Raw genomic sequence first — 26,219 nt, 5'->3', positions numbered from 1 at the left:
TTGTTCGCGTTCAAGCGCGTTGTTGAGCCGGGGTGTGCGTCGTTTCGAAACCGAATTCCTGCGACGTCCGTTGCCGCTGTCGTATGGCTCGGCCCTGTTACGCACCATCGAAATTGGTGTGGTTCACGGGGGGCGTAAGTTAAGATGGTCAAAAATTCATCGGCTTAAGCGATATGTCTCATTCCAATGACCCGCACTCTGAAACAAGGCGGCTGTTCAATATCTTTAGTGGCTCGGTTGGCAACCTGGTGGAATATTTTGATTGGGCCATTTACGCCGCGTTTGCCTTGTACTTTGCCCCGGCTTTTTTTCCGGAAACCGATCAAACCGCCCAGTTGCTGAACAATGCCGCGATATTTGCGGTGGGCTTTATTTTTCGGCCTTTGGGCGGATGGTTGCTCGGCAGTCTGGCGGACCGCAAAGGCCGCAAAAGTGCTTTGTTGTTTTCGGTCAGTTTGATGTGTTTAGGGTCGTTAATCATCGCTTGCACACCGGGCTATGCGGTAATCGGTATGTGGGCGCCGGCCTTGTTGCTGTTCGCCCGCATGCTGCAGGGCTTTAGTATAGGCGGCGAATACGGCAGTTCCGCTACCTATCTTAGTGAGATGGCGGCACCGCACCGGCGTGGCTATTACTCCAGTTTTCAATACGTCACAATCGTCTTGGGGCAAATTTTGGCCTTGGGGTTATTGATGATCTTACAAAAATGCCTATTGAGCAGCGAGCAACTGCACGCTTGGGGTTGGCGTATCGGCTTTATCGTCGGCGGTTTGCTGGCTGTGGTGGCGATGGGCCTGCGCGGCAACATGGCCGAAACCAAGGCCTTCATCGAGCAGCATACATATCCGGCCCGGCACCCCAAACTACGTGAGCTGCTGAACTATCCCAAACCGGTAATGACCGTGGTGGCTTTGACCGCCGGCGGGACCTTGTCGTACTACACCTTCACCGTCTACATGCAAAAGTATCTGGTCAACACCACGGGCTTCAGCAAGGACGACGCGACTACGATTTGCACGCTGGCTTTGATCGTCTTCATGTTGATTCAGCCACTGTTCGGTTTGATTTCGGACTACGTCGGTCGGCGCACGATGCTGATTGCCTTCGGCGTCGGCGCGACCCTGTTTACTGCGCCATTGCTTGATTTATTAGGCCACGCGCAAACGATGCAATCCGCGTTGGGATGGTATGTCTGCGCATTGCTGATTGTCTCCGGTTACTCATCGGTGAATGCCATCGTTAAAGCCGAACTGTTTCCGGTGCATATTCGGGCGTTGGGGGTGGGCTTTCCCTATGCACTGACCGTGGCGATATTCGGCGGCACCGCCGAGTATCTGGCTCTTTGGCTGAAAAGTCTGGGTCACGCGGAATGGTTTGCATACTACGTCAGCGCGTGTGCGGCCGTGTCGATGCTGGTGGCGTTGACAATGAAAGAGCCGATGAAGGTGTCGCGGCTGGATTTGTGATTTATCGTAGCGAGTGAACCAGTTAGCTGTTTATCTAAAGCGCAGTTATGAGGCAGCGGACGTCGCTTCGCGTTCGGCCCATTTTGCTTGAATCGCTAAGATCTCGGGCAGGATGGAGACAAAGACCTCGATCATCGCCGGCTGAAAATGACTACCACTTTCCGCCTGGATGGTGGCCATCGCCTGCTCGACTGGCCAAGCCTCTTTGTAAGGTCGTTTCATCGTCAGAGCGTCGAACACATCGACCAAAGCCGCGATACGCGCCGACTCCGGAATTGATTCGCCAACCAAGCCTTCGGGATAGCCGCTCCCGTCCCAATGCTCGTGATGGTGTAGTGCAATTTCGGCGGCTATCTGAAACACCGGCGCGTCGCTTTTGCTGAGGATGTCATAGCCAATTCTGGGGTGGGTTTTCATGATTACCCAGTCCGCCGCATCCAATGCGCCGGGTTTCTTCAAAATTGCATCCGGAATGCCGATCTTGCCGGTGTCATGCATCGGTGCCGCCAATTCGATGAGGCGACATTGTTCCTCGTGCCAGCCCAGGGCTTGTGCCAAGGCTCCCGCATAATCCGCCATTCGCCAGAAATGTACCCCCGTATCGTTGTCATTGTAATGGCCGGCTTCACCGAGCATATAGATGGCGTCACGATGGCTTTTTTCCAGATGGATCGCGCGTACCAAGGACAGGTGAGTTTGCACGCGCGCCCTGACGGTTGGTGATGAAACCGGTTTAACGATGTAGTCCACCGCGCCGGCCTCAAAACCAGTGACTTCATCATCGGCATCCGCCAAGCTCGTGATAAAGATTACCGGAATGCTTTCGGTAAGCGGATTGGCTTTTAGCTGCCGACATACTGCATAACCGTCCATGTCCGGCAATTGAATATCCAATAAAATTAGAGACGGTCGAAATTTATGCGTGGCCGCCAGCGCCTCTTCGCCATTGCGAGCAAATATCAACTTATATTTGCCTGATAAGATTTGCTCCAAAACCCGTAGATTTTGGGGTTCGTCGTCAACGATTAGGATAGGACCGTTAGGCATGACAATGCTCACAGTGTAATAAAATGTTCGGCTGCAAGTGTTTTGACTTCAGCTTCCGCAGTACGAAAATCGTAGTTCTCGATGGCCCGATTCAACGGTTCAAGGCTAGCAGATCCGACAGTCTTTTCGAGTTCGACCAACAACGGCCTGAATTCCACCATGTCATCGTTTGCCAGCATAGTCAGCATCTGCGCGAGTAGCATCGCTAGTTGTTGGCGGTCTATCGTTTCAGCTTGGGTGTTTTCTGCAGCATGGCTGTCGGGCGCATATTGAGTGATCGAATTGAGTGCTGTTTCCAAAGCAGACTTTAGATTTCGCAACGGTCCAGTCATATCCGCGCCCCTTGTTAGTTGCTGTTCGGCTTCTGCCGCTTGTTTGCCAAGCTCTACTAGGGCCAGCGTGGTCGCAACGCCCTTTAATTTATGCAGAAACGCCAGTGCTTCAGCGGTATCAGCCGACTTGATAGTCTGCACGCTGTCGGCGTAATCGCGGGCGAACTTGCGTAAATATTGCCGATAGGCTGCTACATCCGGCAAAATTTTTAGCCCGCGAGCTACGTCTAAACCCGGTAGCTCTGGGTCTGCACTGCTTGGGTGGATGGGCGACTGTGGTGTATCCACTGGCGCAATCCGACGCGCTCCGTCGGTCAACTTGATGATCAATGCGATAGCCGCGTCCACATCAAAAGGTTTGGCAATAAAACTGGTCATGCCGGCTTCTTGTGCTAATTCCTGCTGTTCCATGAAGGCGCCGGCGGTCAGCGCCACGACAGGTAGCTCAGCCAATGCTGGTAAGCGGCGAATATGCCGCGTGGCCTCATAACCGTTCATGATCGGCATTTGCACATCCATCAGAACAATATCTACCTGATTCAAATGGGTTTCCAGCCATTCCACTGCTTGTCCGCCATGATTAGCGAGCACGACATGCGCGCCTTCACCCTCTAAAATGCGTTGCGCCACTTCGCGGTTAATGTCGCTTGTTGACGCCGGTTGAAAATTGACCAAGTAAACCGGTAAATTCCGGCTGAAGATTGACCAGGGTTATTAACCTGTCCTGTCCAGAAATTAGACAGGAACCTAAAGGGTGATAACCATGATCCTATACGCCAAAATCCGGCGGATGTATTTCCGCGATAAGTTGTCCATTAATGAGATTGCCAGACGCACCAGTCTGTCTCGCAATACCGTCAAAAAATGGCTGAGAATGCCTAATGGCAGCGAACCTGCTTATCAACGTCGCTCGGTACCCACCAAGCTGACGCCTTACGAAGAGCAGCTCAAGCAAGCCCTGATAGCCGATAGCTATCGTCCCAAGCGCGACAGACGTACCGCATTGAGGTTGTTGGAAGAGTTGCGGAAAGCCGGCTATGACGGTGGCTATACGCAGTTGACCGATTACATTCGGGCGTGGCGCAAGGCCGGTACCAGCGACGCCGGCAAACACGCGTTCGTGCCGTTGAAATTCCGTTGGGGTGAGGCCTTTCAATTCGATTGGAGTGAAGAGTCCTTGGTGGTCGGCGGTATTTACCGGCGCTTACAAGTCGCTCATACCAAACTCTGCGCCAGTCGGGCTTTTTTGCTGGTGGCCTATCCCAGCCAAAGCCACGAAATGCTGTTCGATGCCCATAGCCGTGCCTTTCGGGTACTGGGTGGCGTACCGTTGCGCGGCATCTACGACAACATGAAAACGGCGGTCGATAAAGTGCAGAGCGGCAAGGAGCGCATTGTCAACGCGCGCTTTGCGGCGCTGACGGCTTATTACCTGTTTGATCCGGACTTTTGCAATGTGGCGTCCGGCTGGGAGAAAGGTATCGTCGAGAAAAATGTGCAGGATAGTCGGCGCCGTATCTGGCAGGATGCAGGGCAACAATGCTTTGGTAGCTTTGCAGAGTTGAACGTGTGGTTGGAAAGTCGCTGCCGGGCATTATGGGCTGAAATTCCTTGCCCGGATGCCAGCGGCATGACCGTGCAAGAGGCCGTGGAGATCGAGCAACCCCATCTGATGCCAATGCCCGGAATGTTTGACGGCTACATCGAGGTGGTGGCTCGCGTATCCAGTACTTGCCTGGTGACCGTGAAGCGCAATCGTTATTCAGTACCGTGTCGCTGGGCCAATCGTCGGGTCAGTGTCAGGCTATATCCGGAAAGGCTCGATCTGTATGCCGACGATGCCCTGATTGCCAGTCATGCACGGTTGTTCGACCGCGACCAGGTCAGCTATGACTGGCAACACTATATCCTGTTGTTAGAGCGCAAGCCGGGCGCGTTACGCAACGGTGCGCCGTTTGCCGAGATGCCGTCGCCATTGTTGTCTTTGCAGCGTGCATTGCGTAAGCGCCCCGGCGGCGACCGGGTGATGGCCGAGGTGTTGGCGTGCGTACCGGTTCACGGCCTGGACGTTGTCATCGCCGCTGTCAATCGATGCCTGGAATCCGGGCATACCAGCGTTGAACAGGTACGCCATCTGTTAACTCGCCTGCCAGAAAATCATGAGCCAGAGCCAGCCACCATCACCACACCGGATGCCTTAAAGCTAAACGAAGCCCCTATTGCCGATACCGGGCGTTATGATTTGTTGAGCGAAAACCTCAGCCCCATCCGTTTAGCTGAGGAGAGCGAAGATGCTTGATATTGAAGCCGAATTGAAATCGCTCAAACTCTATGGCATGGCCGCAGGCTATGCCGAGGTCGCCAGTCAAGCCGGCACTAGCCTGCACACGTCGGAATGGCTGCTCCGACACTTGTTACAAGCCGAGACAGAGGATCGGCATATCCGCTCCATTCGTTATCAGCTACAAACCGCGCGGTTCCCCGTGCATCGTGATTTAGCGGGCTTTGACTTTGAATCCGCCAACGTTGACCGCTCGCTGATCGATCAGCTTGCCAGAACCCAATTCACCGATGCTGCCCATAACGTGGTTTTGGTTGGCGGTACTGGCACAGGTAAAACACATCTGGCTACGGCTCTCGGTGTCAAAGCCATTACCGACTACGGCAAGCGAGTACGATTTTACTCGACGATTGATTTGGTCACCCAACTTGAACGAGAAAAAGCGACCGGCAATCAGGGCAAGTTGGCGTACAGACTGATGCAAGTGGACTTAGTCATTCTGGATGAACTGGGCTATCTGCCGTTCTCTCAGGTCGGCGGCGCCTTGTTGTTTCACCTGCTGTCGAAACTGTACGAGCGCACCAGTGTGGTGATTACCACCAATCTAACCTTTGCCGAATGGTCCAGCGTGTTCGGCGATGCCAAGATGACCACGGCGTTGCTGGACAGGTTGACTCACCATTGTCATATCATCGAAACCGGCAATGAGTCCTACCGCTTTCGGCACAGCACCGAGCAAGCCAAGGTAAGAATACAGGCCCGAGAGCAAGCTAAGCGAGGCGGTAGTAAAAATCCATCGAATGAGGCAGTGTCAGAGGTGAATAACGTCTATATAATCCATGGAAGCGGATAATGAAACTTCCTTCCCATTATCCGTTTCCGTTACACTTATCCACGGCCGGCCATTCAAAAAACCGGCTCCATCCCCTAGTCAAATTTCAACCGGTACGGGTGATCAAATTTCTCCCGGCGCCAACAACATAGCCTTTGATTGGGTACGGTATTCGACCGAAGTCGTTCGGAAACGGTACGGGGCTCGGTTCGATCATGATCGGAACCAGTGCAAGCACTTGCAGTGCTTACAAAATTGGACAACCCAGATTTCCAAGGTAGATTTTCAAACCTTACCAGCCGTTTCGGCTGCGAGTGGGCTAACAATTGATAATGTGGGAGGAAATATGGGGCCGTATTACAGAGGTACGTCGCAAAGCACCGGAGCGTTTTTCGACATGTTTTATCAGCATCCGATCTTAATGTTGGTTTTGGTGGCCGCGACTATCGGCGCGGGTTTTTTCTTGATGCGCGGAAAAAAATCCGAATAAAACCGCTGTTTTTGGTTTGTGAAACGAAGATTACTGGAGCTGATCAAGCTCCAGCCTGCGTAATTTAGGCGCCCATTTAGCCGTAATCGCCACTACCAACAGGGTCATGCCGCCGCCAAAAACTACTGACGGCACCAAGCCCAGCAGCCGCGCGGCAACCCCTGATTCGAATGCGCCCAGTTCGTTAGACGAGCCTATGAATATGCCGTTGATCGCCGCTACTCTGCCACGCATGGTATCCGGGGTGGCCAATTGCATGATGGTCGTACGCATCACCACCGATACCCCGTCGCAGACGCCGGATAACAGTAAGGCCAGGCCAGCCACCCAAAAATTCGTCGAAAGCGCAAAGCCGATCATGCACAGGCCAAAGCCCGCGACCGCAACCAATAACCAACGTCCGGCGTGCTTATTAAGCGGATACCTGGCCAAGAATAAGCCGGTCATGACTGCGCCGACGGCGGGTGCGGCGCGTAAAATCCCCAGACCTTCCGGGCCATAATGAAATATGTCGTGAATGAACGCCGGCAACATGGCTACCGCACCGCCGAATAACACTGCAAACATATCCAGCGACTGTGCGCTCAGGATGATCTGGTTATTGAATACAAAGCGCAGGCCTTCGGCGATACTGGTAAAAATCGGCGCGCTTTCCGCCGCTGGCGGTTCCTTGATGCGTAAGGACAGCAAAGCCAGCGCGGCCAGTACGCATAAACCACCGGATGTGCCGTAAGCGACAGTCTTACCGGCCCAGCCGACCAGAACGCCACCCAGTGCCGGGCCGGCTACCAGAGCAAACTGAAACACCGAGCTCCCCAGCCCAGCTGCCCGCGCATAGTGTTCGCGGTGCAAAACCAGGGCGAACAGTGCGCTGTAAGATGGGCCGATAAAGGCGCGCGCCACGCCGGTGACGGCTATGGAGCCATACATCAATGCTAACGGGTTGTCGGGGATCCATTGCGCCGCGATGGCGGTCAAGGTCAGGGCATTCAGACATAACAGCATACACGCCGAAATCGCAAACCAGCGCCGGGAGTAATGATCGACGGCGTAACCGGCGAATAGTGCGCTGCAAAAATACGGGATCACTTCGGCCAGACCGATCAGGCCTAGTGCCAGTGGATCGTGCGTCAGTTCGTAGATATGCCAACCCACCACAATCGCCACGATTTGATAGGCCAGCACGATGAGCACGCGAAACGTTAAAAGTTTTAGAAAAGCAGGGTTTGAAGTGCCTAAAAAACGCATGAATGTCCAGTTTTGAAATACAGCCGGCTCCAACTGTATGGTCGAATTTAGTAAGTGGCTGATTGATACCGGCCTAATAGTCTGTGACAGAGCTTAGCGCTGGCGAAAGCGAATATCGCCAAATAGAGTCTTTTGCTCGCGCGGTTGGCAGCGCCAGTATTGCGGCGGCGCGTCCACTTGCCCGCCAAGTTTGGCGGCGGCGTGCCAGGGCCAACGCGGATCGTAGAGTATACCGCGCGCCAAACCAACCATATCTGCCTTGCCGTCGGCGACGATGGCTTCAGCCTCTTCGGCTTCGGTGATCAGGCCGACGGCGATGGTGGGCAGGCCGGTTTCAGCGCGGATGCTTGTCGCCAGTGGTACTTGATAATTGGGGCCGACCGGGATTTTTTGCAGTGGCGACAGGCCGCCGCTGGAGACATGGATAAATGCGCAGCCGCGCGCTTGCAAGGCTTTAGCAAAGGCCACACTTTGCTCTAGGTCCCAGCCGCCATCCACCCAGTCTGTAGCCGAAATACGGACCCCGATTGGCAACTCCGCCGGCACTGCGGCGCGCATCGCCTCGAATACCGCCAACGGGAAACGCATGCGGTTTTCCAGCGAGCCGCCGTATTCGTCGTCGCGCTGATTCGATAAGGGCGAGAGAAATTCATGCAGCAAATAGCCGTGGGCGGCGTGAATTTCGATAGCGTCGAGACCCAGCTTATACGCGCGCTGTGCCGCAGACACAAAAGCCTGCAAGATGCGTTGCAAACCGTCCGCATCAAGCTCGGTCGGAGCGGGGTCGTCCGGCATAAACGCCAAAGTCGATGGGGCAACAGTAGGCCAGCCACCGTGATCGGCATCGACCAGACCACCGCCATCCCAGGGGGCTGCGGTGGAAGCCTTGCGGCCGGCGTGAGCCAGTTGAATCGCGATGGGCATTGCCGAATATTGACGTATCGCGTTCAAAACTCGGGCTAGCGCTGCTTCAGTGGCATCGGACCAGAGGCCGAGATCGGCCGGTGAGATGCGGCCTTCCGGTTCTACGGCGGTGGCTTCGATAATCAACAAGCCGGCGCCGGACATCGCCAAATTGCCTAGATGCATCAAGTGCCAATCGCTGGCTTCGCCGTTGACCGCCGAGTACTGGCACATCGGCGCAATGATGATACGGTTGGGCAGCGTAACTGAGCCGATGGAATATGGCGAAAAAAGCTGACTCATGGCGGTGTACCTTTGAATAAAGATTGGCGTAAAACTGTCGAGTAGTCTATTAGCTCGGTTCTGGCGTGGCAATGGGAATATCTATCGCTGCAACGGTATTTAAGCCGGTCCAGAAGGTCGAATTTATTCCGCCTTCTGGACCGGGAAGGCTGCTGAATTTGCCGTATTCGTTGTAAGGTGGCCCGGCTTGCTATAATGCCGGCTTTTCCAATTCATCGGGTCGATAATTGTGGACGTTAAACAATACATGCAGCAATTGGGGCAACAGGCCAGAGCGGCCGGCCGTGAGATCAGCAAGGCCGAGAGCGGGCGGAAAAATAATGCTTTGTTGAAAATCGCCGAGGCTATTGCCGCCGGCAGTGCCGAGATCACCAGCGAAAATCGCAAAGATTTGGAAGCCGGTAAACAAAACGGCATGGATCCAGCGTCGTTGGACCGACTGGAACTGACGCCTGCTCGTATTCAGGCGATGATAGAAGGTCTGAAACAAGTGGCTGCGCTACCCGATCCGGTCGGAGAAATTACTAACCTTAACTATCAGCCCAGCGGCATCCAGGTTGGACAGATGCGGGTGCCCTTGGGCGTGATCGGCATCATCTATGAGTCGCGGCCTAACGTCACTATCGATGCGGCGGCTTTGTGCTTGAAATCCGGGAATGCCTGTATTTTGCGTGGCGGTTCCGAGTCGATTCATTCCAATCGGGCGATTGCGGTGTGCATCGCCAGCGGTTTGGCCGCTGCCGGTTTGCCGCAACAAGCGGTGCAAGTGGTGGAAACCACAGACAGAGCCGCAGTCGGTGAATTGATCACGATGAAGGATTATGTTGATGTGATCGTGCCGCGCGGCGGCAAAAGTCTAATCGAACGTATCAGTGGCGAAGCGACCATCCCGGTCATCAAGCATCTGGACGGCATTTGCCATGTCTACATCGATGGCAAAGCCGACTTGGATAAAGCGGTGGCGATTGCGATGAACGCGAAAACCCATCGCTACGGTGTCTGTAATGCGATGGAAACCTTGCTGGTGGCCGAGAGCATTGCCGCGACGGTGTTGCCGATTTTGGCAGAACAATACGCGGCAAAAAACGTGGAACTGCGCGGTTGTTTGAAAACCTGTTCCTTGGTCAAAACTGCCGTGCGCGCTACCGAGGAAGACTGGCATACCGAATATTTGGCGCCGATTTTGTCTATCAAAATCGTTGCCGACATCGACGAAGCGATAGCGCATATCAACACCTACAGCTCCGCGCATACCGAGGCCATCGTCACCGAGGATTACACCTTGGCGCGGCGCTTTTTGCGCGAGGTGGATTCCAGCTCGGTGATGGTTAATGCTTCTACGCGCTTTGCCGACGGCTTTGAGTATGGTTTGGGCGCGGAGATTGGCATCAGCACCGATAAGCTGCACGCGCGCGGTCCGGTCGGGTTACATGGTTTAACCTCATTGAAATTCATCGTGTTGGGCGACGGGCATATCCGCCAGTAATGATCGGAGTTTATGGCGGCACGTTTAATCCGGTCCATTACGGCCATCTGCGCACCGCCCTGGAAGTGAAAGAGCTGTTCGAGTTGGAGCAGCTACGTTTGATTCCTTGTCGGGTGCCGGCACATCGCGACGAGCCCGACGTACCGGCCGACCTACGTTTGCAAATGCTGGAAGCCGCCGTCGCCGATACTCACGGCTTTAGCGTGGATAGACGCGAGCTGGATAGGGCGGGGCCATCGTATATGGTGGATACGCTGCATTCCTTGCGTAATGAAATAGGTAATACGCCTTTGTTGCTGTTTATCGGTGCCGATGCATTTGCCGGTTTGGAGCGCTGGCACCAATGGCAGCGCTTATTCGATTATGCGCACATCGTGGTCATGACCCGGCCCGGCTATGCAGGACTGGCGTTGTCGGCGTTTTTACAGCAGCGAATCGCCGAGGACCGGACGCAATTAAATCGGCAGGCAGCCGGGCTTTTAACTTTCCAAGAAGTCACCGCGCTGGCGATTTCCGCCACCGCCATCCGCGAGCTGGTGGTTACCGGACGCGATCCACAATTTTTACTGCCGGACCGGGTCATCGAATTGATTCGGCGGCATCGTTTATATCAACCCCCCATTCATCACACAGGAAATTGAATGCAAACAGAAGTATTACTCAAGCTGGTCGAAACCGAGCTCGACGACCGCAAAGGCCTTAACATCAAGACTATCGATGTGCGCGGCAAAACCAGTATTACCGATTACATGGTCATTGCCACCGGTACCTCGTCCCGCCACGCCAAGTCGCTGTGCGATTATGTGATGGAAAAGGTCAAGGAGCAGGGGCAGCAACCTCTGGGGTTGGAAGGAGACCAAAGTTCAGACTGGATCTTGTTGGACTTGGGCGATGTAATCGTGCATGTGATGACCGGTCAAGCCCGCGAACTGTATCAGCTGGAAAAACTGTGGTCAGTGGCAGGCGACAAGACGCATAGTTAGTTTTCTCCGCGAATTGCCGAAAGAAATTTCCAGCGGCCCAAGGGCAGAATTTGTCATCCGCCCTCAAGAAAAAGTCCAAGTAGTCGATGACTTAGGCGAGTAGGAGGAGGGGTCATGAAAGCGTTCAAAACAATTTGCTGGGTGTTGATGGCGTTAGCCTTAAACGGTTGTGCTGCGGTGGGCGATAAACATGCTGAGGTGCCGTCCGCCGGTAAAACCCTGCGTGCTACCGGTTATAGCCGTTTTGACGATAGCGGGAAGCTGGCGGTTAATCAGCGCTGGTTACAGGCGCAACAAGCCGCCAAACTGGACGCCTATCGCGGCTTGGCGGATTTGTTGTATCAAGAAAGATTGGGCAATCAAACTACCGTCGGTGCTCAGGTGATGCGCGACGAGGTCTACCGGGTTTATCTGGATAGTTACTTACGCGAAGCGCGTGCTGCGGACTATCGGACTGTCAGAGACAGTTTAAAAACGACTCTTGAATTACGTCTTAGCCCGCGTTTTTATCAATGTATGTCTGGCGATACTGCTTTTGCCGGTCAGTGTTTGCAGGAAGATAATAAGCTGGCGTTTACGCGGCTGGGTTATAAAGCCGCGACGGTGACCTCTGCTAACCTGGCCTGTGGTGCTCGGGATTGTAGCGATCAATATTATGTGGCAGGCTTTTCCAAAAAGGCCAATGTCGTGGATGATACCTTGCTGGAAGCCGGCCTTTACGATGTGGAATGGATTGCCAATACCGGTTTGCGAACGATATTTCAGTATTTGTTGATCAACGGATTTTATAGTGCCTTATAGAAACTTGCTAACAGTGGTACTGATCGCCTTGCTGGCTGCATGCAGCAGCGGCAATAGTAAGCGGCGCGGTGATGAGAATGGCGTTGCTGCGTCCGGTCAACAGGTTAGCGTGCAAGGTAGTGCAGCTATCGTCGGCGGAGGTATCGAAGCAGCTCGCCGAGCGGCTATCGACGACGCAGTGAGTAACGCGTCCTTACAATTAAAACGTAACAATAATTCGGCGCTGCTGGTCAGTGACATTAAGGTGGTGGATGAATGGCAGGATGCCGATCTCTACCATGTGCAAGTGCTGGCCGTGTTATCCGATAAACAGCGTTGCGGTTCGCCGTATCGGAAGAAAATCGTCGCCACCGGCTTTCCGGTCATGAATGCCGATCAAATCAGCGGCACCGAAAGCCAGGATTTATACAGCGGCATCCCCAGGGAAATTAATAATCAGTTGATGGAAACCGGCGATTTTATCGGCCGTAATCTGACCAACACCTCTTTATACAGCCGGCCCGATATGGCGCCGGAGATTCGCTTTGCCGAGGGTACAGCCGAATCGGTAATTCTGAATATCGCCAAGCAGCAGAATGCGCAGTTTGTATTGTCCGGCGTGATTCGCGACTTTCGCGTGGAGTCCACCGAATATGTGCGCGGTAGCGGCCCACTGGCGGATCTAAAATCCATGGTCAGGGATTTCGTGGCTCGCCGCAGTGTCGGGATTGACGTATATGTTTACGATGGTTTTAGCGGTGCCTTGCTGTTTCAACATCGTTATACCGATTCCATACTTGGCGACGTCTCGCTGCCGAGCGGCTACACGGTAGGTAGTGACCGCTTCAACTCGACATCCGCCGGTCACGCCATCAGCGAGATTATTCAGGAAGCCAGCGAAGACATTCATAAATTATTTGGCTGTTATCCTTTTACCACCCGGGTAATACAGGCCGGTAATAATCGGATTGTGATTGCGGCCGGCGCTCAGGATAAAATCAAAATCGGCGACAGGCTGATGATATATTCCGCGTCCGCCGGCGGTGTGGCGGGAGCCGGTTTGGGGGAATCGCAGGGTATTTTGACGATAACCGACGTTAGTGCGACGACTGCGGCGGGTACTCTTGATTCAACGGCAGTTGCCGGTGCAGTCAGGCCAGGCGACTGGGTGAAAAGTTTCGCTACGCCTTGACGGGCGCGTCGCTCAAGCCTAGTAAGCGCTCGATGTCCTTGCTCATGCCTGCCGGTGTGTCTATCGGCGCATAGCGTTTAAAAACCTTGCCATCTCGGCCCACCAGAAATTTGCTGAAATTCCATTTAATGGCATTGAAACCCAAAATGCCCGGGGCGGCGTTTTTCAAATACGCGAACAGCGGATGCGCGTTGTTACCGTTGACATCGATTTTTTCGAACATCGGGAAACTCACGCCATAGTTGAGTTCGCAAAAGCTGGCGATTTCTTGGCTGTCACCTGGTTCTTGCTGACCGAATTGATTGCACGGAAATCCCAGTATCACCAAGCCCCGGCTTTTATAGGTCTGATATAACGCCTCCAATCCCCGGAATTGCGGCGTAAAGCCGCATTGACTGGCGGTGTTGACGATTAGTAGCACTTTGCCGCGGAAATCTTCTAAAGAAACAGTTTCGCCGTTAATGTTAGTGGCCGAGAATTGGTATATGTCATTCATGCTGATACTGGTCCGTTATGGAATTACTTGCGCTTGTCTTGCATCCCGCTGTCCATCGAGTTGCAATGGCTAAAGCCCCTCTTAGGTCCATGCATCCCGATCAAGATCCATAGACAAATATTCACGGAGCTTACCGTTGTTCATCGGATTGTCAAAAATCTATAGCGTGACAATACCCTTTTTTGCGTGGGGGTTGTCGGAAGGAACTTCAGTATAGTATTGGAAATACGGGGCCTCGGTCATTCTCTCGCGGGAGGACAGGGCCCATAGTTGCCTGGCTGTATGGGCGGCTGTTGAAACCTTCGGCGATTGCCCAGTGCTTATTGTCCTGATAGTCGTTGTTGCAGCTTGGTTTGCAGCAAACTGTCATAGTGGCGTTTCAAAACCGAATCGGTGGGCGGTGCCGGCAATTCCGCTGCAATCTCGCGGCGTAATTGGTCAAGGTCATGCGTCGGTACTGAAGATTTTTCAGTAAGATCTGTTTCTGTAACGGTGACTGGTTGCTGAGTTGGTTCCGATACGTCTGCCGTTTCTGAGGGCTGAGGCGATGCGATTTTGTGCAGAGTTTCGTAGTGACGGCGCAGCACGGAATCGGTGGGATAGGGATTGCTAAGGGCCTCTTTCTCCGCTTGCAATGCAGCCAGATAATGGCGTTTTAATATCGAATCTTCGGGAAATTTGATTGCCGGCGCTTCTGCCGCCGGCGTTATCGGTTCTTCGGCAACTGCTGCTACGATTGACGCTTGCGGTGCTGGTTCGGCAATCGGCTCAGGGGCTTGGATGGGGGCCGCTACCGGTGTCTCGGGTTGTTGCGCTATTGGAGCAGTTGGCGATGGCGCATGGGTTGGCGAAGGGGGATTCGCGGCGCTGGAAGTTGCTTGTTGCTGAGGCGCCGGCTGTTTGTTTTCTGGCGTCTTGCCGATTGGTTTGAGTTTGCCTTTCCAGACTAGCCAGCCTACTACTGCCAAGCCTACGATTATTAGAAGTTCTATCATGACTTTGTCCCCCTCAATATTGTTATTCGTCCAAATGCTTTATGCCCGCGGCACTAGCGATTGGCTTTTTGGTGTAGTTTTCCTTTACCGGCATTCTTTCGAATGCGGATAGCGATGCAAATAAATCGCAGCGCTTTATACCATAGATAATTGAAATAGCTGATGCTTTGCTGGTTACGTTGACGTAGTCATGTCGTACCGATCAGGCATGGAATACGAATTGAAAGGGGGATGAGTTCAGTCAAACAAGGCCCCCGCATGGGTAGGGACTGGCACTGGGGGCCTTGATTAAATACTTATCGATTGTCGGCGTTTAGGGGCTTGTAGCTGGCGCGACTATAGTTGGAGCGACGGGTGGTTCTGGAATTGGAGTCGGACTTGGGGCAGTGACGGGTGCAGGGGCAGGAGCCACGGTTGGGCTGGGACTGCTGCTAGTAGAAACGTCGTTGGAGGATGACGATGCCGATGAACTGGAAGCCGCTGAAAAGCTGGAGTTGGATATGGAAATTGGAGCAGGTCCCGAAGCACTACTGGAGCTCGTATTGCCCAACGACGGACTGTCGTTGGCTGATGGAGAAGAAACAGGCACTGATGAATAGCTCGGGTTTGGCGTAGAGGCGGGCGCTGGCTCTGAAATCGGGCCGGAAGAAGTATTGCTGTGGGCTGAAGAACCGCTAAACGACGTAGATGTTGAGCTCGAGCTGGAATCGGTGCTGGGTAAACTGTCAATCGTTGGCGTGGATGACGTAGAGGGAGAACGGTCAGGCGAACTGACGGGCCGCGGAGCACTGATCGGCGGTTCTACCGCTGTCGTTACCGATGGCGAAATAGAATTGGATGAGTCCGAATTACCATGGCTTGGCGCGGGTGCCGCGGCCTTGTTTTCATTTGAAGGGTCAGATTGAACAGACGCCGAAGGGACAAATTGGCGGTTCTTGTCTACCGGAGTCGTATCGGTCGAAGGGCTTGTATTGTCCTTGTTTGATGCGCCACCCCTGCTTATTTTTGCATCGCTAGCTTCCGGAGAGTAAGGGGCTGGCTCGGGGATAGATTCGCTCGATGGGCTTGATGCCGAATTCGCATTAGGATCGATGCCGGATCCAGGCAATTTTTCCGTGCCGGTTTCAGTTTTTGGTGTTTTCGATGAGGATTCGCTTGCCGGCGGGATCGATTCGGGTTTGTCTGTCGCGCCGTCACGAGTACCACCATTCTGATCCTGCTTGGATACAGCTTCGCTATTCAAGGTTTGCGACTGCGTGTTACTGTCCGACATTTTCGAGCGATCTTTGTTTGGTCGGCGACCGTTTTCGCTGTCTGGAACAGTGTCTTGATGAATATTCACCTCGAAACTATTGGGCGATGCGCCCTCCTGTTTGTCTATATCTGTTTCCCCTGGATGTTTGTGCTTGCCGGGTTTGCGGGGATGATTCCCCAAACCATCGCTTTTGTCGGTGGCTGTATCGCGTTGGTCGTGCGGGCGGAATGGTCTATCTTCGTGCTTATGCGGAATACTGGGCAATTCTAAAAGCGAATGCGGATGCTCAATATGCGGACGAGGATGAGGGTGGCTATCCGGTCCACGGTCCCGGCCTTCATGGACATGGCGTTTATCGTCCCGCTCGACATGCGTACCGGGGACTGATGGCTTTGGGCCTCCGGTTTTTATAGAACAATCGCTGGTGACCGTATCCGTGCGGTATTCGTCGTGTGAGCGATCCGGTGTCCAATGGCAGGAGTTCCACTGATCGGACTGGAGTGCGTTGCTGTCGCGTAAACTTAATCTGATTTCGCCTTCGGCGGGATTGGTCACGGCCAGCTCATAGCGGTTACCGGCTAACGCGCTAAAGGCCAAGGAGCATTTGTGTTCCCGCTCGGTAAATTTGAATAAGCCTTTACATGTTGTCGTTCTCGTACAGCTTTCACTGCGATCTTCGTTAACGAATTTACTATCCGAGGATGTACAGGTTTTGCTGCCGATCAATTCCGCATAGCTTACAGCATATTGCGCGGATGCATGGTGCAGTCCCGGCAACAAGTAAATGGAATTGAAGCGGTTTAACGTCTGCTGGTCGACGTCGATTTTGTAATCCACCGTGTTTTTCCAATTCTCGTCAAGCCTGGGTAACAAATTGAGCGGGAAAACCCAGAATGGCGGTAGCCAAGCTATGGAAGGCGCGGCTAGGGAAACTTTCGCGATTTGTTCCACTGGCAGTTGTGGGCCGGAATAGCCTTGTGTGGCGCAAGCCGTCAAGCCGGTGCTACAGGAGACAAGTATGGCGCGGTATAAAATTGCAGACATGGTAAATCTCCGCTGAGATAGTGATGGTTAGGAATGTCGAGCTATTGGCGTTGAGTCCACCGTTTGCATAAGTGAAATGTGTCGACGCGGTTTGACGGTCCGATAAGGTGCGGAGACTTTTAGCTTGTGCGGTTTGCGTGCGGGTTCTCGTTGCGTTGGTAGCAACATACAAACCCTCGGATTTCTCGGTAATAACCGGACGACAATGTCGTCGCCTATTTGCAAGTTGCCATAGGGTTGCTGTTTGACCGGATGCTGGCCTATCCAGATGCAGTCCTGATACTCGAAGCGATAGGCGACGAATAAACCTTGCTCGATGTCCGCATCGGGTTGCCAAATATCAACGATCAGACCGTTCTCCAGTACGCCATCGTTTGCCAGTTCGGCGGCGTTTACGACCAATTGTTGTGCGTAAGCGATCAACTTTCTCGATAGCAAACCCCAAAACAAGCCAATACCCAATACAACGGCCAATCCGGCGTCTATTAGCGTCCGGGGGCTTTCCAATTCCTCGGTTTGATTGAATTGGTTAAAAAGTAGGCAGAGATAAAGTCCCCAGAGCCCCCCAAGGATAAGGACTATGCCAAGGTGCTCCTCTCTGGCATAGGTCAAGGACATCGCCGCCGGCTGGCAGAGTCTGAACTGGGTGTGTGTATCGCCGATGTTTTGCATGACAACCTCGCGTGCTTAAGTTCGATTTTCTTATCCGGACTCCCAATGACTGGGGAGTGACGCGCGGTTTCTCGCGTTTAGATAAAGTATTTTCGGAAGCGTTAAGTGCTGTCAGCTGATTGGCGGCAGTCGCGGGTTTTCGGTGACGAATTACCGGAATTTTAAGATGAAACGCTCGGCGGCGGCGTGCCGCTCAAGAAGGCTAAGTTGTAAAAACAATCGGCCCCGAGAATTAATCCCGGCTTAAGAAATCTTTGATTAATTTCGTATGGGCCGAGCCGTTTTGGGCGAGAAGCCACACGGATCGAATCACACTGCCGCGTCTAAAACATTTCGAGGTTGTCAGCATGCATTACTCCACAGACATGATGTTCCATTGGTTGGATAACACCGCCCAATTGTCGCAGCGGGTTTGCGTGGTGTTGATCGCGGCTCACGTTTTCATTCGGATGAAATGGCTCAGACAAGCTTTGCGCGGCGATCCGCAGCAGTGGCGTAATCGATTGGTCTGTGCCACATTTTTTGGCGTGTTTGCGATTATCGGCACGCACAGCGGGTTTTTATTGGATGTGCATCAACTGGGTAAGCGTATTGCCTGGCCCGCCGATTTGTCCGATGCATTAAAGCATTCGCAAGCAGTGATCGGCTTCCGGGATTTGATGGTGTTGGCGGCCGGGTTGAGCGGTGGTCCATGGATAGGCCTGGGTGCTGGGTTGCTGGCGGGTTGGGAACGCGCTCTGCTCGGTGGGTTTGCCGGATTCGCCAGCGCTTTCGCTACAGTGATGCAAGGCTTGTGGGCCGGTTGGGCGTTTCAGTGGCGGCCGCATTGGGCCACCAGTATGCGTGGCGCCTGCTTTATCGCCTTGACCGGTACCTTGCTGCAGAAACTGATTCTACTGGTTGGGGTGCAACCTTATGCCGATGCGCAAACGCTGGTGTTGGAAACCGCGATGCCGGTAGCGGTGGTGAATACCTTGGGCGTACTGCTGTTTTTATTTGTGATGCAGGATCTGGAGCGGGACAGATTAAGGAATCAAGCTCAGCAGGCCGAGCTTAGAGCTTTGAACGCGCAGATAGAACCGCATTTTATGAATAACACCTTGAATGCCATCAAAGCCTTAATCCGTCGTGACCCGGACGCTGCCTCGCAATATGTGGTGAAGCTGGCGCGTTTTCTGGACGATACTCGCCGCTGCGTCAGCGCCAATTCCATTTCCTTGCAGCAGGAATTGGCTCAAGTGGAACGTTATCTGGATTTCCAGACCCTGCGCTTTCCGGAAGCGTTGCAGTTTCAACGCAATATTTCTCCGCAACTTTTAAATTGCCAATTGCCTCCACGCTGTTTGCAAACCTTGGTGGAGAATGCTCTGTTGCACGGCATGCCCGGCCGGTCTAAGCCACTAAAGATCGATATTGTTGGCATCGATCATGGGCAAAGCTTTATTTTGCGGGTTAGCGATAACGGTAATGGCATACCAGCGCCGCGTTTGGCGGAACTGGGCAAGCGCCCGGTCGATTCGAGCAATGGTAACGGCAGCGCACTTTTTCATTTACGCCAAAGTTTCAAACTGGCCTTTCCGCGTCAATCGACGCTGGCGATCAATAGCTGGGAAGGTCACGGCACCGAAGTTATTTTGACCATACCGAAAAGGAGCACACCATGGTAGGTAAACGTTCTGTGATGATAGTCGACGACGAATATTTGGCCCGCGACGAATTAAAAAGCCTGCTCAAACGCCGGCATCCGGATTTTGAGGTGGTGGCGGAAGCAGCTAGTGCGGCAGATGCCTGGGTTTTGCTGAAACAGCATCCGCGTATAGACGGCGTGTTTTTGGATATTCATATTCAAACCGAGAACGAACGCGCGGGCCTTGATCTGGCTTATGTAATCAATCGCTTGACCAACGCGCCTTGGATCGTCTTTATCACCGGCCGACCGCAAACTGCCGTGGAAGCGCATCGCCTGCATCCCGCGCATTTTCTACTCAAACCGTTGGAAGACAGTAGAATTGACGAAGCCCTCGAATGGATACGCCAAAAGCAAGCGTTACCGGTTGTACCGGTATTCTCACCGCCCAAACGCATCATGATCAAGCATCGCATCGACTCCCGTTTCGACGAGTACGAGTGGCATACCGAATGCGTCGATCCGGGCGAAATCGTGTTTATAGCCAAGAATAAGTCGGTGAATAACCTGAAAATCCAGTTATCTAACGGCAATATGTTGGATCGGGTCAACGGCACGATTAAGGACTGGGAAAACAGATATGCCGTATTGGGTTTTGTGCAAATTCACAGAAGTCATTTGATCAATTTAAGCCACTTAAGGAGCCTGAAGCCTCGCGGCAGCGAGGGAGAGGATTACAAGGTGGCCCTAAAAAACTGTCCGAGCGAATTGGCTGTTGGGCCGGAGTATTTGGAGGTGTTTCGGGAAAAACTGCATAAAGGCCAGTTTTAATCAGTGATGTCCATCATTGAAGTTAGTTGTTTTAAGACACGGTAACGGCAAGGTTTTGCGACCTAATCAAGATTATCCGCCGTTTCATCCGGTACAATCATTCCATTTACCGTGAACCTTTATTACTACTACCAATGAACGATTCGATTATATATGCGCTGGATTTTGATGGCGTTGTCTGCGACAGTGCGATTGAAACCGCGATCACCGGCTGGAAAGCCGGTACTACTATATGGAAAGACATGCCTGACGCGGTACCTCAGGCTATCGTTGAGCAGTTTCGCGAAGTGCGGCCGATTATCGAGACGGGGTACGAAGCGATTCTGATTATCCGCCTCATGTATTTGGGCAAGAGTACTGCCGCTATTTACGCCAACTACGCCGCTAAAGTACAAAGGATGCTCGACGAAATCCATTTAAGCATCGACGATTTGAAAAAGCTGTTCGGCGAAACCCGCGATAATTGGATTGCCAGTGATCGTGCCGATTGGATAGCCAAGAATCCCTTGTATCCCGGTGTTGCAGAGAAACTGCGTGACTTGGGACAACGGCATTTTTGGTGCGTGATTACCACCAAACAAGAACGCTTCGTGAAGGAAATCCTTAGTGCCAACCACATTGAATTGGCCGATGAACGAATTTTCGGGATGGACCGCAAACTCGGCAAACCGGAAATCCTGAAAGGTTTAAAAGCCCAGCATCCGGGCCAGCCGATTTATTTTACCGAGGATCGCCTGCCTGCTCTGGAAGGTGTAAAAAAACACCCGGAGTTGGCCCATGTGAAATTATTCTTTGCACTATGGGGTTATAATCTTGCCGCCGACCACGCCGTTGCAGCCGCGCAAGCAATCGTACTACAGCAGTTAGACACTTTTCTCAGCGGCAGTTAGATCGCCTTATAAGCGGATACCGAGTTCAATAGCGGTATTCCAAAACACTGTTGGTGTCGGCGCCGGCATTATTCAAATAGTAGTAGCCGTCGCCGTGGCTGACGATGCGTTGGTAGGGTAGGGTGTCCAGTTCGGCCAGATAGACGATGGCGTGAGTTTTAATCAGGCAATACACCACGTCGCCTTCCCGCAACGCCATGCTCTGGCAGGCCCCCGGCGTAATTTCCACCAACAAGGTACCACCGCAATCAACCTGCACGATCAGACTTTCGCCGCTAGGGATGATCGCGCAGATCCGGCCTTTTAGCTGATTCTGAATGGAAATGCCGTCGATGTAGGCCCGCGACAGCGCAATATCGTTGGCGCGGATCGATACCTGGCTCTGGCTGCCGATTGCAAACTGCGGGCGTAGCGGCAATGCCAGCGGCAGACCGAAACTATCCGCCATACTGCAACCCGCCTGGACATCGTGATTGCGAATACTGATCGGCAGGAAGTTGTCGATTTGGCGGATACCCAGATAGCGCAAGATACCTTGTTGTTTAGCCACTTCGCGCAAAGAGCCGCTGCGCAGCACCTGGCCGTGTTCCAGCACAATCAACTGGTCGGTCAATTCCAGAATTTCGCCCAGCGACTGGCTGGCATAAAGTGCCGGCAAACCGAATTCGTCTTGCAGGCGTTTCAAAATCGGTAGTAGTTGCGAACGGTAACCGTGGCCGATGGCGGCGAAGGTTTCGTCCAACAGTAATAGTTTTGGCGATTTCAGCAGAGAACGGGCTAGCGCCACCCGTTGGCGTTCGCCAACCGAGAGCCTTTCGATAGGCTGATCCAGATTGGTGCCCAGCTCCAGTAAATTGATTAGATAATCCGGTTTGAACAGTCGGCGCTGTTTGAGGGTGCGGTAATAGGCGGCGGTTAAATTGTCGCGCACGGTTTCCGTGGCGTCGGCGCAATCGCTCTGCAATACCGCGCCTATCGGCCGTTGTTCGCGCGGCATCACGATACCTTTACGGCTATCGAACAAGATTTTGCCGTCCAGCGCAATATGTCCGCTTTGCGGCTGAATGGTACCGGCGATCAAGCCTAGTAAGGTACTTTTACCGGCACCGGATTGTCCGAACAGACCGACGCTGATGTCGCCGACCGATAACTGCGTGCTGAGGTCGAAATGACCGCGACGCAGTTTGACATTCATTTCCAGCAGCATGACCACCTCCGGTGGTTAAAGTCGACCCGGCCTGGTTGGCCGGGCCGATCACGATATTAACCCTGCACGCCGAGAATCACCGCGCCGGCTTTGAATACCGCGGTGGCAGTTTGGCCTTTGCGTAGCCCCAAGGTTTCCACGCTATCGTTGGTGACAGTAGCGGCGATTTTGTCGCCGCCGGGCAGGGCAATATCCACTTCGGTGTTCACAACGCCCGCCTTAACGTCAGTGACCGTACCTTCCAATTGGTTACGCGCCGAAATCCGATAACCGCCGAAATCGGTGACGACGATGACTTGCGGCGCTTTTACCAACACGATGACTTTCTTGCCGGTTTCTATCGCCAAGGTTTCGACGGAGTCTTTGGTAATCGAGGCGACGATGGTTTCGCCACCTTTCAAACCGACATGCACTTCGGCGTTGACTGCGCCGATGGTGACTTCCGTGACGGTGCCGGAAAATTGGTTACGTGCGCTTGCTTTCATGATAATTCCTCTTGATTGGATGGGCGCGCCCTTAACATAAAGGGTTTGAATAAACGTTAATTTGCTGCGGGTAAGGCATAGCCGTATTTTTCGATGATGGCCAAAGCTGGCGGCGTTTTCAGAAAAGCCAGCAAAGCTTGCGCGGCCGGATTTTCGGCACCGGTTTTCAGCAATACCGCGTCTTGCAGGATCGGGCTATGCAGGTTTTCCGGCACGATCCAGCCCGAGCCTGAGCCAATTTTGCCATTCTCGATCACTTGTGATAAAGCAACAAAGCCTAGCTCAGCGTTGCCGGTACTGATGAATTGATGCGTTTGAGCAATGTTTTCGCCTTGCACGAATAAGGCTTGCAGTTTTTCCAATAAACCTTGGTTTTTCAAGACCTCCACTGCCGCAGCCCCGTAAGGTGCCAATTTCGGATCAGCCAGAGCCAGATGTTTGAAGTCACCTTTGCTGAGGATTTGGCCTTGCTCGTCTACATAGCCGGGATTGCTAGACCACAATACCAACTTACCGATGGCATAAGTAAAGCGGGTGCCGGCTACGGCCAAACCTGATTGCTCCAGTTTCAGCGGGCTTTTGTCATCGGCCGACAGAAACACCTCAAACGGCGCGCCGTTCTCAAATTGGGCGACGAATTTGCCTGACGAACCGAACGAAAGCTTGGCACTATGGCCGCTAGCTTTCTCGAACGCCTCGGCGATCTCTGTCATGGGTTTGGTAAAGTTGGCGGCGACCGCAACCAGCGTAGTATCGGCCTGCGCAAACGCGCTCGATAAAAGCGATAGAGCTAAAACAATCCGATTTAAAGCGATAAACGACATGCTATTTCTCCTCAATGATAAGCTGATCGGCAGCGGCTAAAACCTCAATTGGCTCTGCACGTAAACATAATCGATGTCTTCCTTAATAATGGGTGCGGACGGCGCTTTTTTGGCAAATTCGCCCTTGAACAAATGCGCCCAGCCGGTTTCGAAATTCAAACTGCTGTTGAAATCCCAACGCGCGGTCAATTCCAATTGTTGGCCAACGAAATCACCGCTCCGACCGCTGGTATCTTGAATACCGGCAGCGGTCCAACTGTCTCTGTCCGATGCCAGCCAATAAAAACGGTGACTCAGTCCAAGCTGCACATCGTGGCGTGGTGCCGCAGTGATACGGTAGCCGGGGGTGTTGATGTTGGCTCGGGCGAACGCGCCATACATACCGGTCGGTCCGAACTCGAAGCGCCGTGCCCCGTATAAAGTGTCGAAGCGTTGGTCTTGATTGTCGTTCGGGTTTTCATCACCGCTGGCATAGTCGTATTCCAACGCGAAACGGGGAGACCATGGGGCGTCGAAGGTATAGCCGACATCGGCGTGCTGGTACCAGGCGGCGTGCTCCAGGTCTCGGCCATTATTGGCTGCGGTACTAGAGCGAACGGTGCCGAGCTGGCCGATGGTTTCGGCTTGAAAGTCGAAATTAGCCTTCTTGGGCTTCAGATAAAAGCGCACCCCGGGGGTGAAATAGCGGCGATTGCGGGTCGGGTTCCGAATGCTGTCGCCCTCGTCGAGATGGTATAGATAAACTTCGCTATTGATATTCCAGGCCAAGTTGTAAAGCTCCAAGAACCCGCCGGAAAACCAAGTGTGGGTATCTTCCTCGTCGAACTCGTGGACCTCGTTCAGAATGTCCGCAGCGGCGGTCGGATAGCGGTTGACCGGCATGGTCACAAAGCCGGTAAATTGCCAAGAATCGTAGTCCAACAGCCTCAGCTTTATTCCGGTAAAGCTGTTGATATCGTTGCGCATCGCATTGCGGGCAATTAAGCGGCGACTGCCCAGATTTAGCGTTTGCCGGCCGGCCACAATTTCAGCGCCGATACCGCTGTAAAACAGATTTTGATCTGCCCACGCTGCATAACCTTGAATGAAGTCCGCAGTGTCGGCGTGGGTGTTATTTACGCCGGAACCGCTATCGGCGCCCAGCGCGCGGGCATCCAGAAACTCGGCACCGAGCCTTAACTTACCCAGATTGGCTTGCAGCCACAAATCGGTTTGCAAGGCAATCTGCTGATCGCCGCCTCTGCCGTTGGCTTTAAAGCTGCCGTCCATAGTCTCATAGCGGGTTCGCTGTTCCAGTGAGGCGAATAGCCACTTTGGCAAATTCAGCGTGTCATGTAGATTCCAGACCGGCTTTTCGAATTTATCGTTGCCCAGCAGGGCATCCGGCATCTGACTGGAAAAGGCGGCCATGGGGGGCTTGCTGTAGGCCTTAACTTCAGCGGCTTGCGTGGGGGAGGCGTCCAAGTAAAAGCCGGTGGCGGCAATAGCGCCGAATGCGCATTTAACGCTGGCCGATCTAAAGCTGTCTTTTCGCATCGTTATGACCAAATCGTCTCGGGTTATTTTTGGATTTACAGCGCAGCAATTGTCGCAAATGGAGTTCGCGAGTTGTGTAGCCCTGGCCGTAGTTTAATTCGTTGTGTATAAAAGTAAATAACGAATTCATCAAAGAGCTTATTACACTTGGGGAAACAATGGCTGGCGTACCCAAGGGTTTATCGCCCGGCTCATGCACTGTGCTTCCAGATCTTGCAGGCCGATACCAGTAAAATGGCCGCCAACAGGGGCAATAGCGTGGTGACGGCAACATAGGGTAATAGTTGGCCGCCGACAAAGGCACCCGCTATCGAGCCCGCCGCCATCAGCGCGATAAAAACTTTTTGCCGGCCCAATACTGTAAAGCTTTGATGGCGACTGTAACGGCCGAAGCCGGCCAGCATGGTCGGCAGGCTAATTGCCAGCGACAAGCTGCCGGCGATTTTGATGTCCACGCCAAACAGCAAGACGATAGTGGGGATCAGCAATTCGCCGCCGGCCACGCCCAGTAGCGCCGCGACTATGCCGATGCCATAACCGGCGATGCAGCCGACTGCGGTTTGTTGCCAGCCGGTCAACCAAGCCGTGGCCACCGAAGAGTCGTGCGCAGCGAGCAAAGCCGCCGCTATGCCCACCAAGCTCAGTGCGATGACCCGGTGCAAAGATTTCGATTCCAGTCGGCTGGCCCAGCTTGCGCCATGCCAGGCACCGATCAGGCTACCGGACAACAGCGTTCCGATCACGCCGGCGTGTACAGTCAATTCGCGTAACGGCACACCGGCAGTACGGAAGGGTAAAGCACTGGCGACCACGATCAAACTCATGGCTTTGTTTAATATCACCGCTTCCAGCGCACCGAACCCAAACAAACCGATTAGCAAGGGCAAGCGAAATTCCGCACCGCCCAGGCCGATCAATCCTCCCAATGTGCCGATTACCGCGCCGCCGGCGACAGCACAATAAGGCTTGGGCTGTTTGGCATCCGCGTTCAAAATAGTGTTTTCCATTCTTAAA

Annotated in this window: 25 protein-coding genes; 12 read left to right on the top strand and 13 right to left on the bottom strand. The window is 53.4% G+C overall.

All coding sequences use genetic code 11. The features are described from left to right. Positions 1 to 173 precede the first annotated feature (173 nt). Positions 174 to 1,466 (top strand): MFS transporter, encoded by a 1,293-nt coding sequence (locus G006_RS0109970; protein WP_020483045.1) that lies wholly within the window; start codon positions 174 to 176, stop codon positions 1,464 to 1,466. 45 nt (positions 1,467 to 1,511) lie between these two features. Here G006_RS0109970 and G006_RS0109965 read toward each other — a convergent pair whose 3' ends face one another. Further along, the gene (locus G006_RS0109965; RefSeq protein ID WP_020483044.1) at positions 1,512 to 2,513 is read right to left on the bottom strand and encodes a response regulator; all 1,002 of its coding nucleotides are present in this window, start codon (positions 2,511 to 2,513) and stop codon (positions 1,512 to 1,514) included. A gap of 8 nt (positions 2,514 to 2,521) precedes the next feature. Then, complete coding sequence (locus G006_RS0109960; RefSeq protein WP_020483043.1) at positions 2,522 to 3,520, bottom strand: response regulator; 999 nt, start codon at positions 3,518 to 3,520, stop codon at positions 2,522 to 2,524. 88 nt (positions 3,521 to 3,608) lie between these two features. On the opposite strand from G006_RS0109960, the gene istA reads away from it, so the two are divergent. Genes istA through G006_RS28310 form a run of 3 tightly spaced genes read left to right on the top strand, consistent with a single transcriptional unit; the run spans position 3,609 to position 6,448 of the window. Beyond that, entirely contained in the window at positions 3,609 to 5,144 is a 1,536-nt protein-coding gene (gene istA / locus G006_RS0109955) for an IS21 family transposase (RefSeq protein ID WP_020483042.1), read from the top strand. Further along, entirely contained in the window at positions 5,137 to 5,979 is an 843-nt protein-coding gene (gene istB / locus G006_RS0109950) for an IS21-like element helper ATPase IstB (protein WP_020483041.1), read from the top strand. The genes istA and istB overlap by 8 nt, the downstream gene beginning before the upstream one ends. Further along, positions 5,966 to 6,448 carry a hypothetical protein gene (locus G006_RS28310; protein ID WP_152428842.1) on the top strand — a complete coding sequence of 161 codons (483 nt, stop codon included), beginning with the start codon at positions 5,966 to 5,968 and terminating at the stop codon, positions 6,446 to 6,448. Before istB ends, G006_RS28310 begins: the two co-directional genes overlap by 14 nt. 30 nt (positions 6,449 to 6,478) lie before the next feature. On the opposite strand, the gene G006_RS0109940 is transcribed toward G006_RS28310, so the two are convergent. Both G006_RS0109940 and G006_RS0109935 read right to left on the bottom strand, forming a co-directional pair. Next, entirely contained in the window at positions 6,479 to 7,696 is a 1,218-nt protein-coding gene (locus G006_RS0109940; RefSeq protein WP_020483039.1) for an MFS transporter, read from the bottom strand. Between the two features lie 93 nt (positions 7,697 to 7,789). Then, entirely contained in the window at positions 7,790 to 8,902 is a 1,113-nt protein-coding gene (locus G006_RS0109935; protein ID WP_020483038.1) for an NADH:flavin oxidoreductase/NADH oxidase, read from the bottom strand. Positions 8,903 to 9,149: 247 nt separating this feature from the next. Here G006_RS0109935 and G006_RS0109930 point away from each other — a divergent pair, with 247 nt between their 5' ends. The 5 genes from G006_RS0109930 to G006_RS0109910 all read left to right on the top strand — a co-directional run bounded on the left by G006_RS0109930 (position 9,150) and on the right by G006_RS0109910 (position 13,343). Further along, a complete protein-coding gene (locus G006_RS0109930; RefSeq protein WP_020483037.1) occupies positions 9,150 to 10,388 on the top strand; it encodes a glutamate-5-semialdehyde dehydrogenase in 1,239 nt (412 codons plus the stop codon). Then, entirely contained in the window at positions 10,388 to 11,029 is a 642-nt protein-coding gene (nadD, locus tag G006_RS0109925) for a nicotinate-nucleotide adenylyltransferase (protein ID WP_020483036.1), read from the top strand. Before G006_RS0109930 ends, nadD begins: the two co-directional genes overlap by 1 nt. Continuing rightward, positions 11,030 to 11,371: a ribosome silencing factor gene (rsfS, locus tag G006_RS0109920; RefSeq protein ID WP_020483035.1), complete on the top strand. Its 342-nt coding sequence runs from the start codon at positions 11,030 to 11,032 to the stop codon at positions 11,369 to 11,371. A gap of 114 nt (positions 11,372 to 11,485) precedes the next feature. Further along, positions 11,486 to 12,172: a hypothetical protein gene (locus tag G006_RS0109915; protein WP_020483034.1), complete on the top strand. Its 687-nt coding sequence runs from the start codon at positions 11,486 to 11,488 to the stop codon at positions 12,170 to 12,172. Then, complete coding sequence (locus G006_RS0109910; RefSeq protein ID WP_020483033.1) at positions 12,162 to 13,343, top strand: flagella assembly protein FlgT middle domain-containing protein; 1,182 nt, start codon at positions 12,162 to 12,164, stop codon at positions 13,341 to 13,343. The genes G006_RS0109915 and G006_RS0109910 overlap by 11 nt, the downstream gene beginning before the upstream one ends. Here the strand turns inward: G006_RS0109910 and G006_RS0109905 are convergent. From G006_RS0109905 to G006_RS0109875, 4 genes are all read right to left on the bottom strand, one after another. After that, positions 13,333 to 13,839, bottom strand: coding sequence for a glutathione peroxidase (locus G006_RS0109905; RefSeq protein WP_020483032.1), 507 nt, complete (start codon positions 13,837 to 13,839; stop codon positions 13,333 to 13,335). The genes G006_RS0109910 and G006_RS0109905 overlap by 11 nt on opposite strands. Before the next feature lie 320 nt (positions 13,840 to 14,159). Beyond that, positions 14,160 to 14,834 (bottom strand): hypothetical protein, encoded by a 675-nt coding sequence (locus G006_RS0109900; protein WP_020483031.1) that lies wholly within the window; start codon positions 14,832 to 14,834, stop codon positions 14,160 to 14,162. A gap of 313 nt (positions 14,835 to 15,147) precedes the next feature. Beyond that, a complete protein-coding gene (locus tag G006_RS28305; protein WP_152428840.1) occupies positions 15,148 to 17,040 on the bottom strand; it encodes a hypothetical protein in 1,893 nt (630 codons plus the stop codon). A gap of 120 nt (positions 17,041 to 17,160) precedes the next feature. Then, entirely contained in the window at positions 17,161 to 17,805 is a 645-nt protein-coding gene (locus G006_RS0109875; protein ID WP_020483026.1) for a hypothetical protein, read from the bottom strand. Positions 17,806 to 18,152: 347 nt separating this feature from the next. On the opposite strand from G006_RS0109875, the gene G006_RS0109870 reads away from it, so the two are divergent. From G006_RS0109870 to G006_RS0109860, 3 genes are all read left to right on the top strand, one after another. Further along, positions 18,153 to 19,472 carry a LytS/YhcK type 5TM receptor domain-containing protein gene (locus tag G006_RS0109870; RefSeq protein WP_081607913.1) on the top strand — a complete coding sequence of 440 codons (1,320 nt, stop codon included), beginning with the start codon at positions 18,153 to 18,155 and terminating at the stop codon, positions 19,470 to 19,472. Further along, entirely contained in the window at positions 19,466 to 20,263 is a 798-nt protein-coding gene (locus G006_RS27055; RefSeq protein ID WP_020483024.1) for a LytR/AlgR family response regulator transcription factor, read from the top strand. Before G006_RS0109870 ends, G006_RS27055 begins: the two co-directional genes overlap by 7 nt. 134 nt (positions 20,264 to 20,397) lie before the next feature. After that, complete coding sequence (locus G006_RS0109860) at positions 20,398 to 21,153, top strand: HAD family hydrolase (RefSeq protein ID WP_020483023.1); 756 nt, start codon at positions 20,398 to 20,400, stop codon at positions 21,151 to 21,153. A 25-nt stretch (positions 21,154 to 21,178) separates the two neighbouring features. Here the strand turns inward: G006_RS0109860 and G006_RS0109855 are convergent, their stop codons facing one another. The 5 genes from G006_RS0109855 to G006_RS0109835 form a co-directional block, all read right to left on the bottom strand. After that, a complete protein-coding gene (locus tag G006_RS0109855; RefSeq protein WP_020483022.1) occupies positions 21,179 to 22,360 on the bottom strand; it encodes a molybdenum ABC transporter ATP-binding protein in 1,182 nt (393 codons plus the stop codon). 56 nt (positions 22,361 to 22,416) lie between these two features. Beyond that, positions 22,417 to 22,845: a TOBE domain-containing protein gene (locus tag G006_RS0109850; RefSeq protein WP_020483021.1), complete on the bottom strand. Its 429-nt coding sequence runs from the start codon at positions 22,843 to 22,845 to the stop codon at positions 22,417 to 22,419. 56 nt (positions 22,846 to 22,901) lie between these two features. After that, positions 22,902 to 23,669, bottom strand: coding sequence for a molybdate ABC transporter substrate-binding protein (modA, locus tag G006_RS0109845; RefSeq protein WP_020483020.1), 768 nt, complete (start codon positions 23,667 to 23,669; stop codon positions 22,902 to 22,904). A 36-nt stretch (positions 23,670 to 23,705) separates the two neighbouring features. Further along, entirely contained in the window at positions 23,706 to 25,205 is a 1,500-nt protein-coding gene (locus tag G006_RS0109840; protein ID WP_020483019.1) for an alginate export family protein, read from the bottom strand. 191 nt (positions 25,206 to 25,396) lie between these two features. Further along, a complete protein-coding gene (locus G006_RS0109835; protein WP_020483018.1) occupies positions 25,397 to 26,212 on the bottom strand; it encodes a sulfite exporter TauE/SafE family protein in 816 nt (271 codons plus the stop codon). Positions 26,213 to 26,219 lie beyond the last annotated feature (7 nt).

Source organism: Methylomonas sp. MK1 (assembly GCF_000365425.1).
In the GTDB taxonomy this organism is placed as follows: Bacteria; Pseudomonadota; Gammaproteobacteria; order Methylococcales; family Methylomonadaceae; genus Methylomonas.
The sequence above is the reverse complement of the archived record's forward strand: the minus strand, read 5'-3'. Positions and strand labels throughout refer to the sequence as shown.

Coding starts and splice junctions, on each gene's coding strand:
- G006_RS0109970 (WP_020483045.1), top strand. CDS start 174: ATGTCTCATTCCAATGACCCGCACTCTGAAACAAGGCGGCTGTTCAAT.
- G006_RS0109965 (WP_020483044.1), bottom strand. CDS start 2,513: ATGCCTAACGGTCCTATCCTAATCGTTGACGACGAACCCCAAAATCTA.
- istA (WP_020483042.1), top strand. CDS start 3,609: ATGATCCTATACGCCAAAATCCGGCGGATGTATTTCCGCGATAAGTTG.
- istB (WP_020483041.1), top strand. CDS start 5,137: ATGCTTGATATTGAAGCCGAATTGAAATCGCTCAAACTCTATGGCATG.
- G006_RS28310 (WP_152428842.1), top strand. CDS start 5,966: ATGGAAGCGGATAATGAAACTTCCTTCCCATTATCCGTTTCCGTTACA.
- G006_RS0109940 (WP_020483039.1), bottom strand. CDS start 7,696: ATGCGTTTTTTAGGCACTTCAAACCCTGCTTTTCTAAAACTTTTAACG.
- G006_RS0109935 (WP_020483038.1), bottom strand. CDS start 8,902: ATGAGTCAGCTTTTTTCGCCATATTCCATCGGCTCAGTTACGCTGCCC.
- G006_RS0109930 (WP_020483037.1), top strand. CDS start 9,150: ATGCAGCAATTGGGGCAACAGGCCAGAGCGGCCGGCCGTGAGATCAGC.
- nadD (WP_020483036.1), top strand. CDS start 10,388: ATGATCGGAGTTTATGGCGGCACGTTTAATCCGGTCCATTACGGCCAT.
- rsfS (WP_020483035.1), top strand. CDS start 11,030: ATGCAAACAGAAGTATTACTCAAGCTGGTCGAAACCGAGCTCGACGAC.
- G006_RS0109915 (WP_020483034.1), top strand. CDS start 11,486: ATGAAAGCGTTCAAAACAATTTGCTGGGTGTTGATGGCGTTAGCCTTA.
- G006_RS0109905 (WP_020483032.1), bottom strand. CDS start 13,839: ATGAATGACATATACCAATTCTCGGCCACTAACATTAACGGCGAAACT.
- G006_RS0109900 (WP_020483031.1), bottom strand. CDS start 14,834: ATGATAGAACTTCTAATAATCGTAGGCTTGGCAGTAGTAGGCTGGCTA.
- G006_RS0109875 (WP_020483026.1), bottom strand. CDS start 17,805: ATGCAAAACATCGGCGATACACACACCCAGTTCAGACTCTGCCAGCCG.
- G006_RS0109870 (WP_081607913.1), top strand. CDS start 18,153: ATGCATTACTCCACAGACATGATGTTCCATTGGTTGGATAACACCGCC.
- G006_RS27055 (WP_020483024.1), top strand. CDS start 19,466: ATGGTAGGTAAACGTTCTGTGATGATAGTCGACGACGAATATTTGGCC.
- G006_RS0109860 (WP_020483023.1), top strand. CDS start 20,398: ATGAACGATTCGATTATATATGCGCTGGATTTTGATGGCGTTGTCTGC.
- G006_RS0109855 (WP_020483022.1), bottom strand. CDS start 22,360: ATGCTGCTGGAAATGAATGTCAAACTGCGTCGCGGTCATTTCGACCTC.
- G006_RS0109850 (WP_020483021.1), bottom strand. CDS start 22,845: ATGAAAGCAAGCGCACGTAACCAATTTTCCGGCACCGTCACGGAAGTC.
- modA (WP_020483020.1), bottom strand. CDS start 23,669: ATGTCGTTTATCGCTTTAAATCGGATTGTTTTAGCTCTATCGCTTTTA.
- G006_RS0109840 (WP_020483019.1), bottom strand. CDS start 25,205: ATGCGAAAAGACAGCTTTAGATCGGCCAGCGTTAAATGCGCATTCGGC.
- G006_RS0109835 (WP_020483018.1), bottom strand. CDS start 26,212: ATGGAAAACACTATTTTGAACGCGGATGCCAAACAGCCCAAGCCTTAT.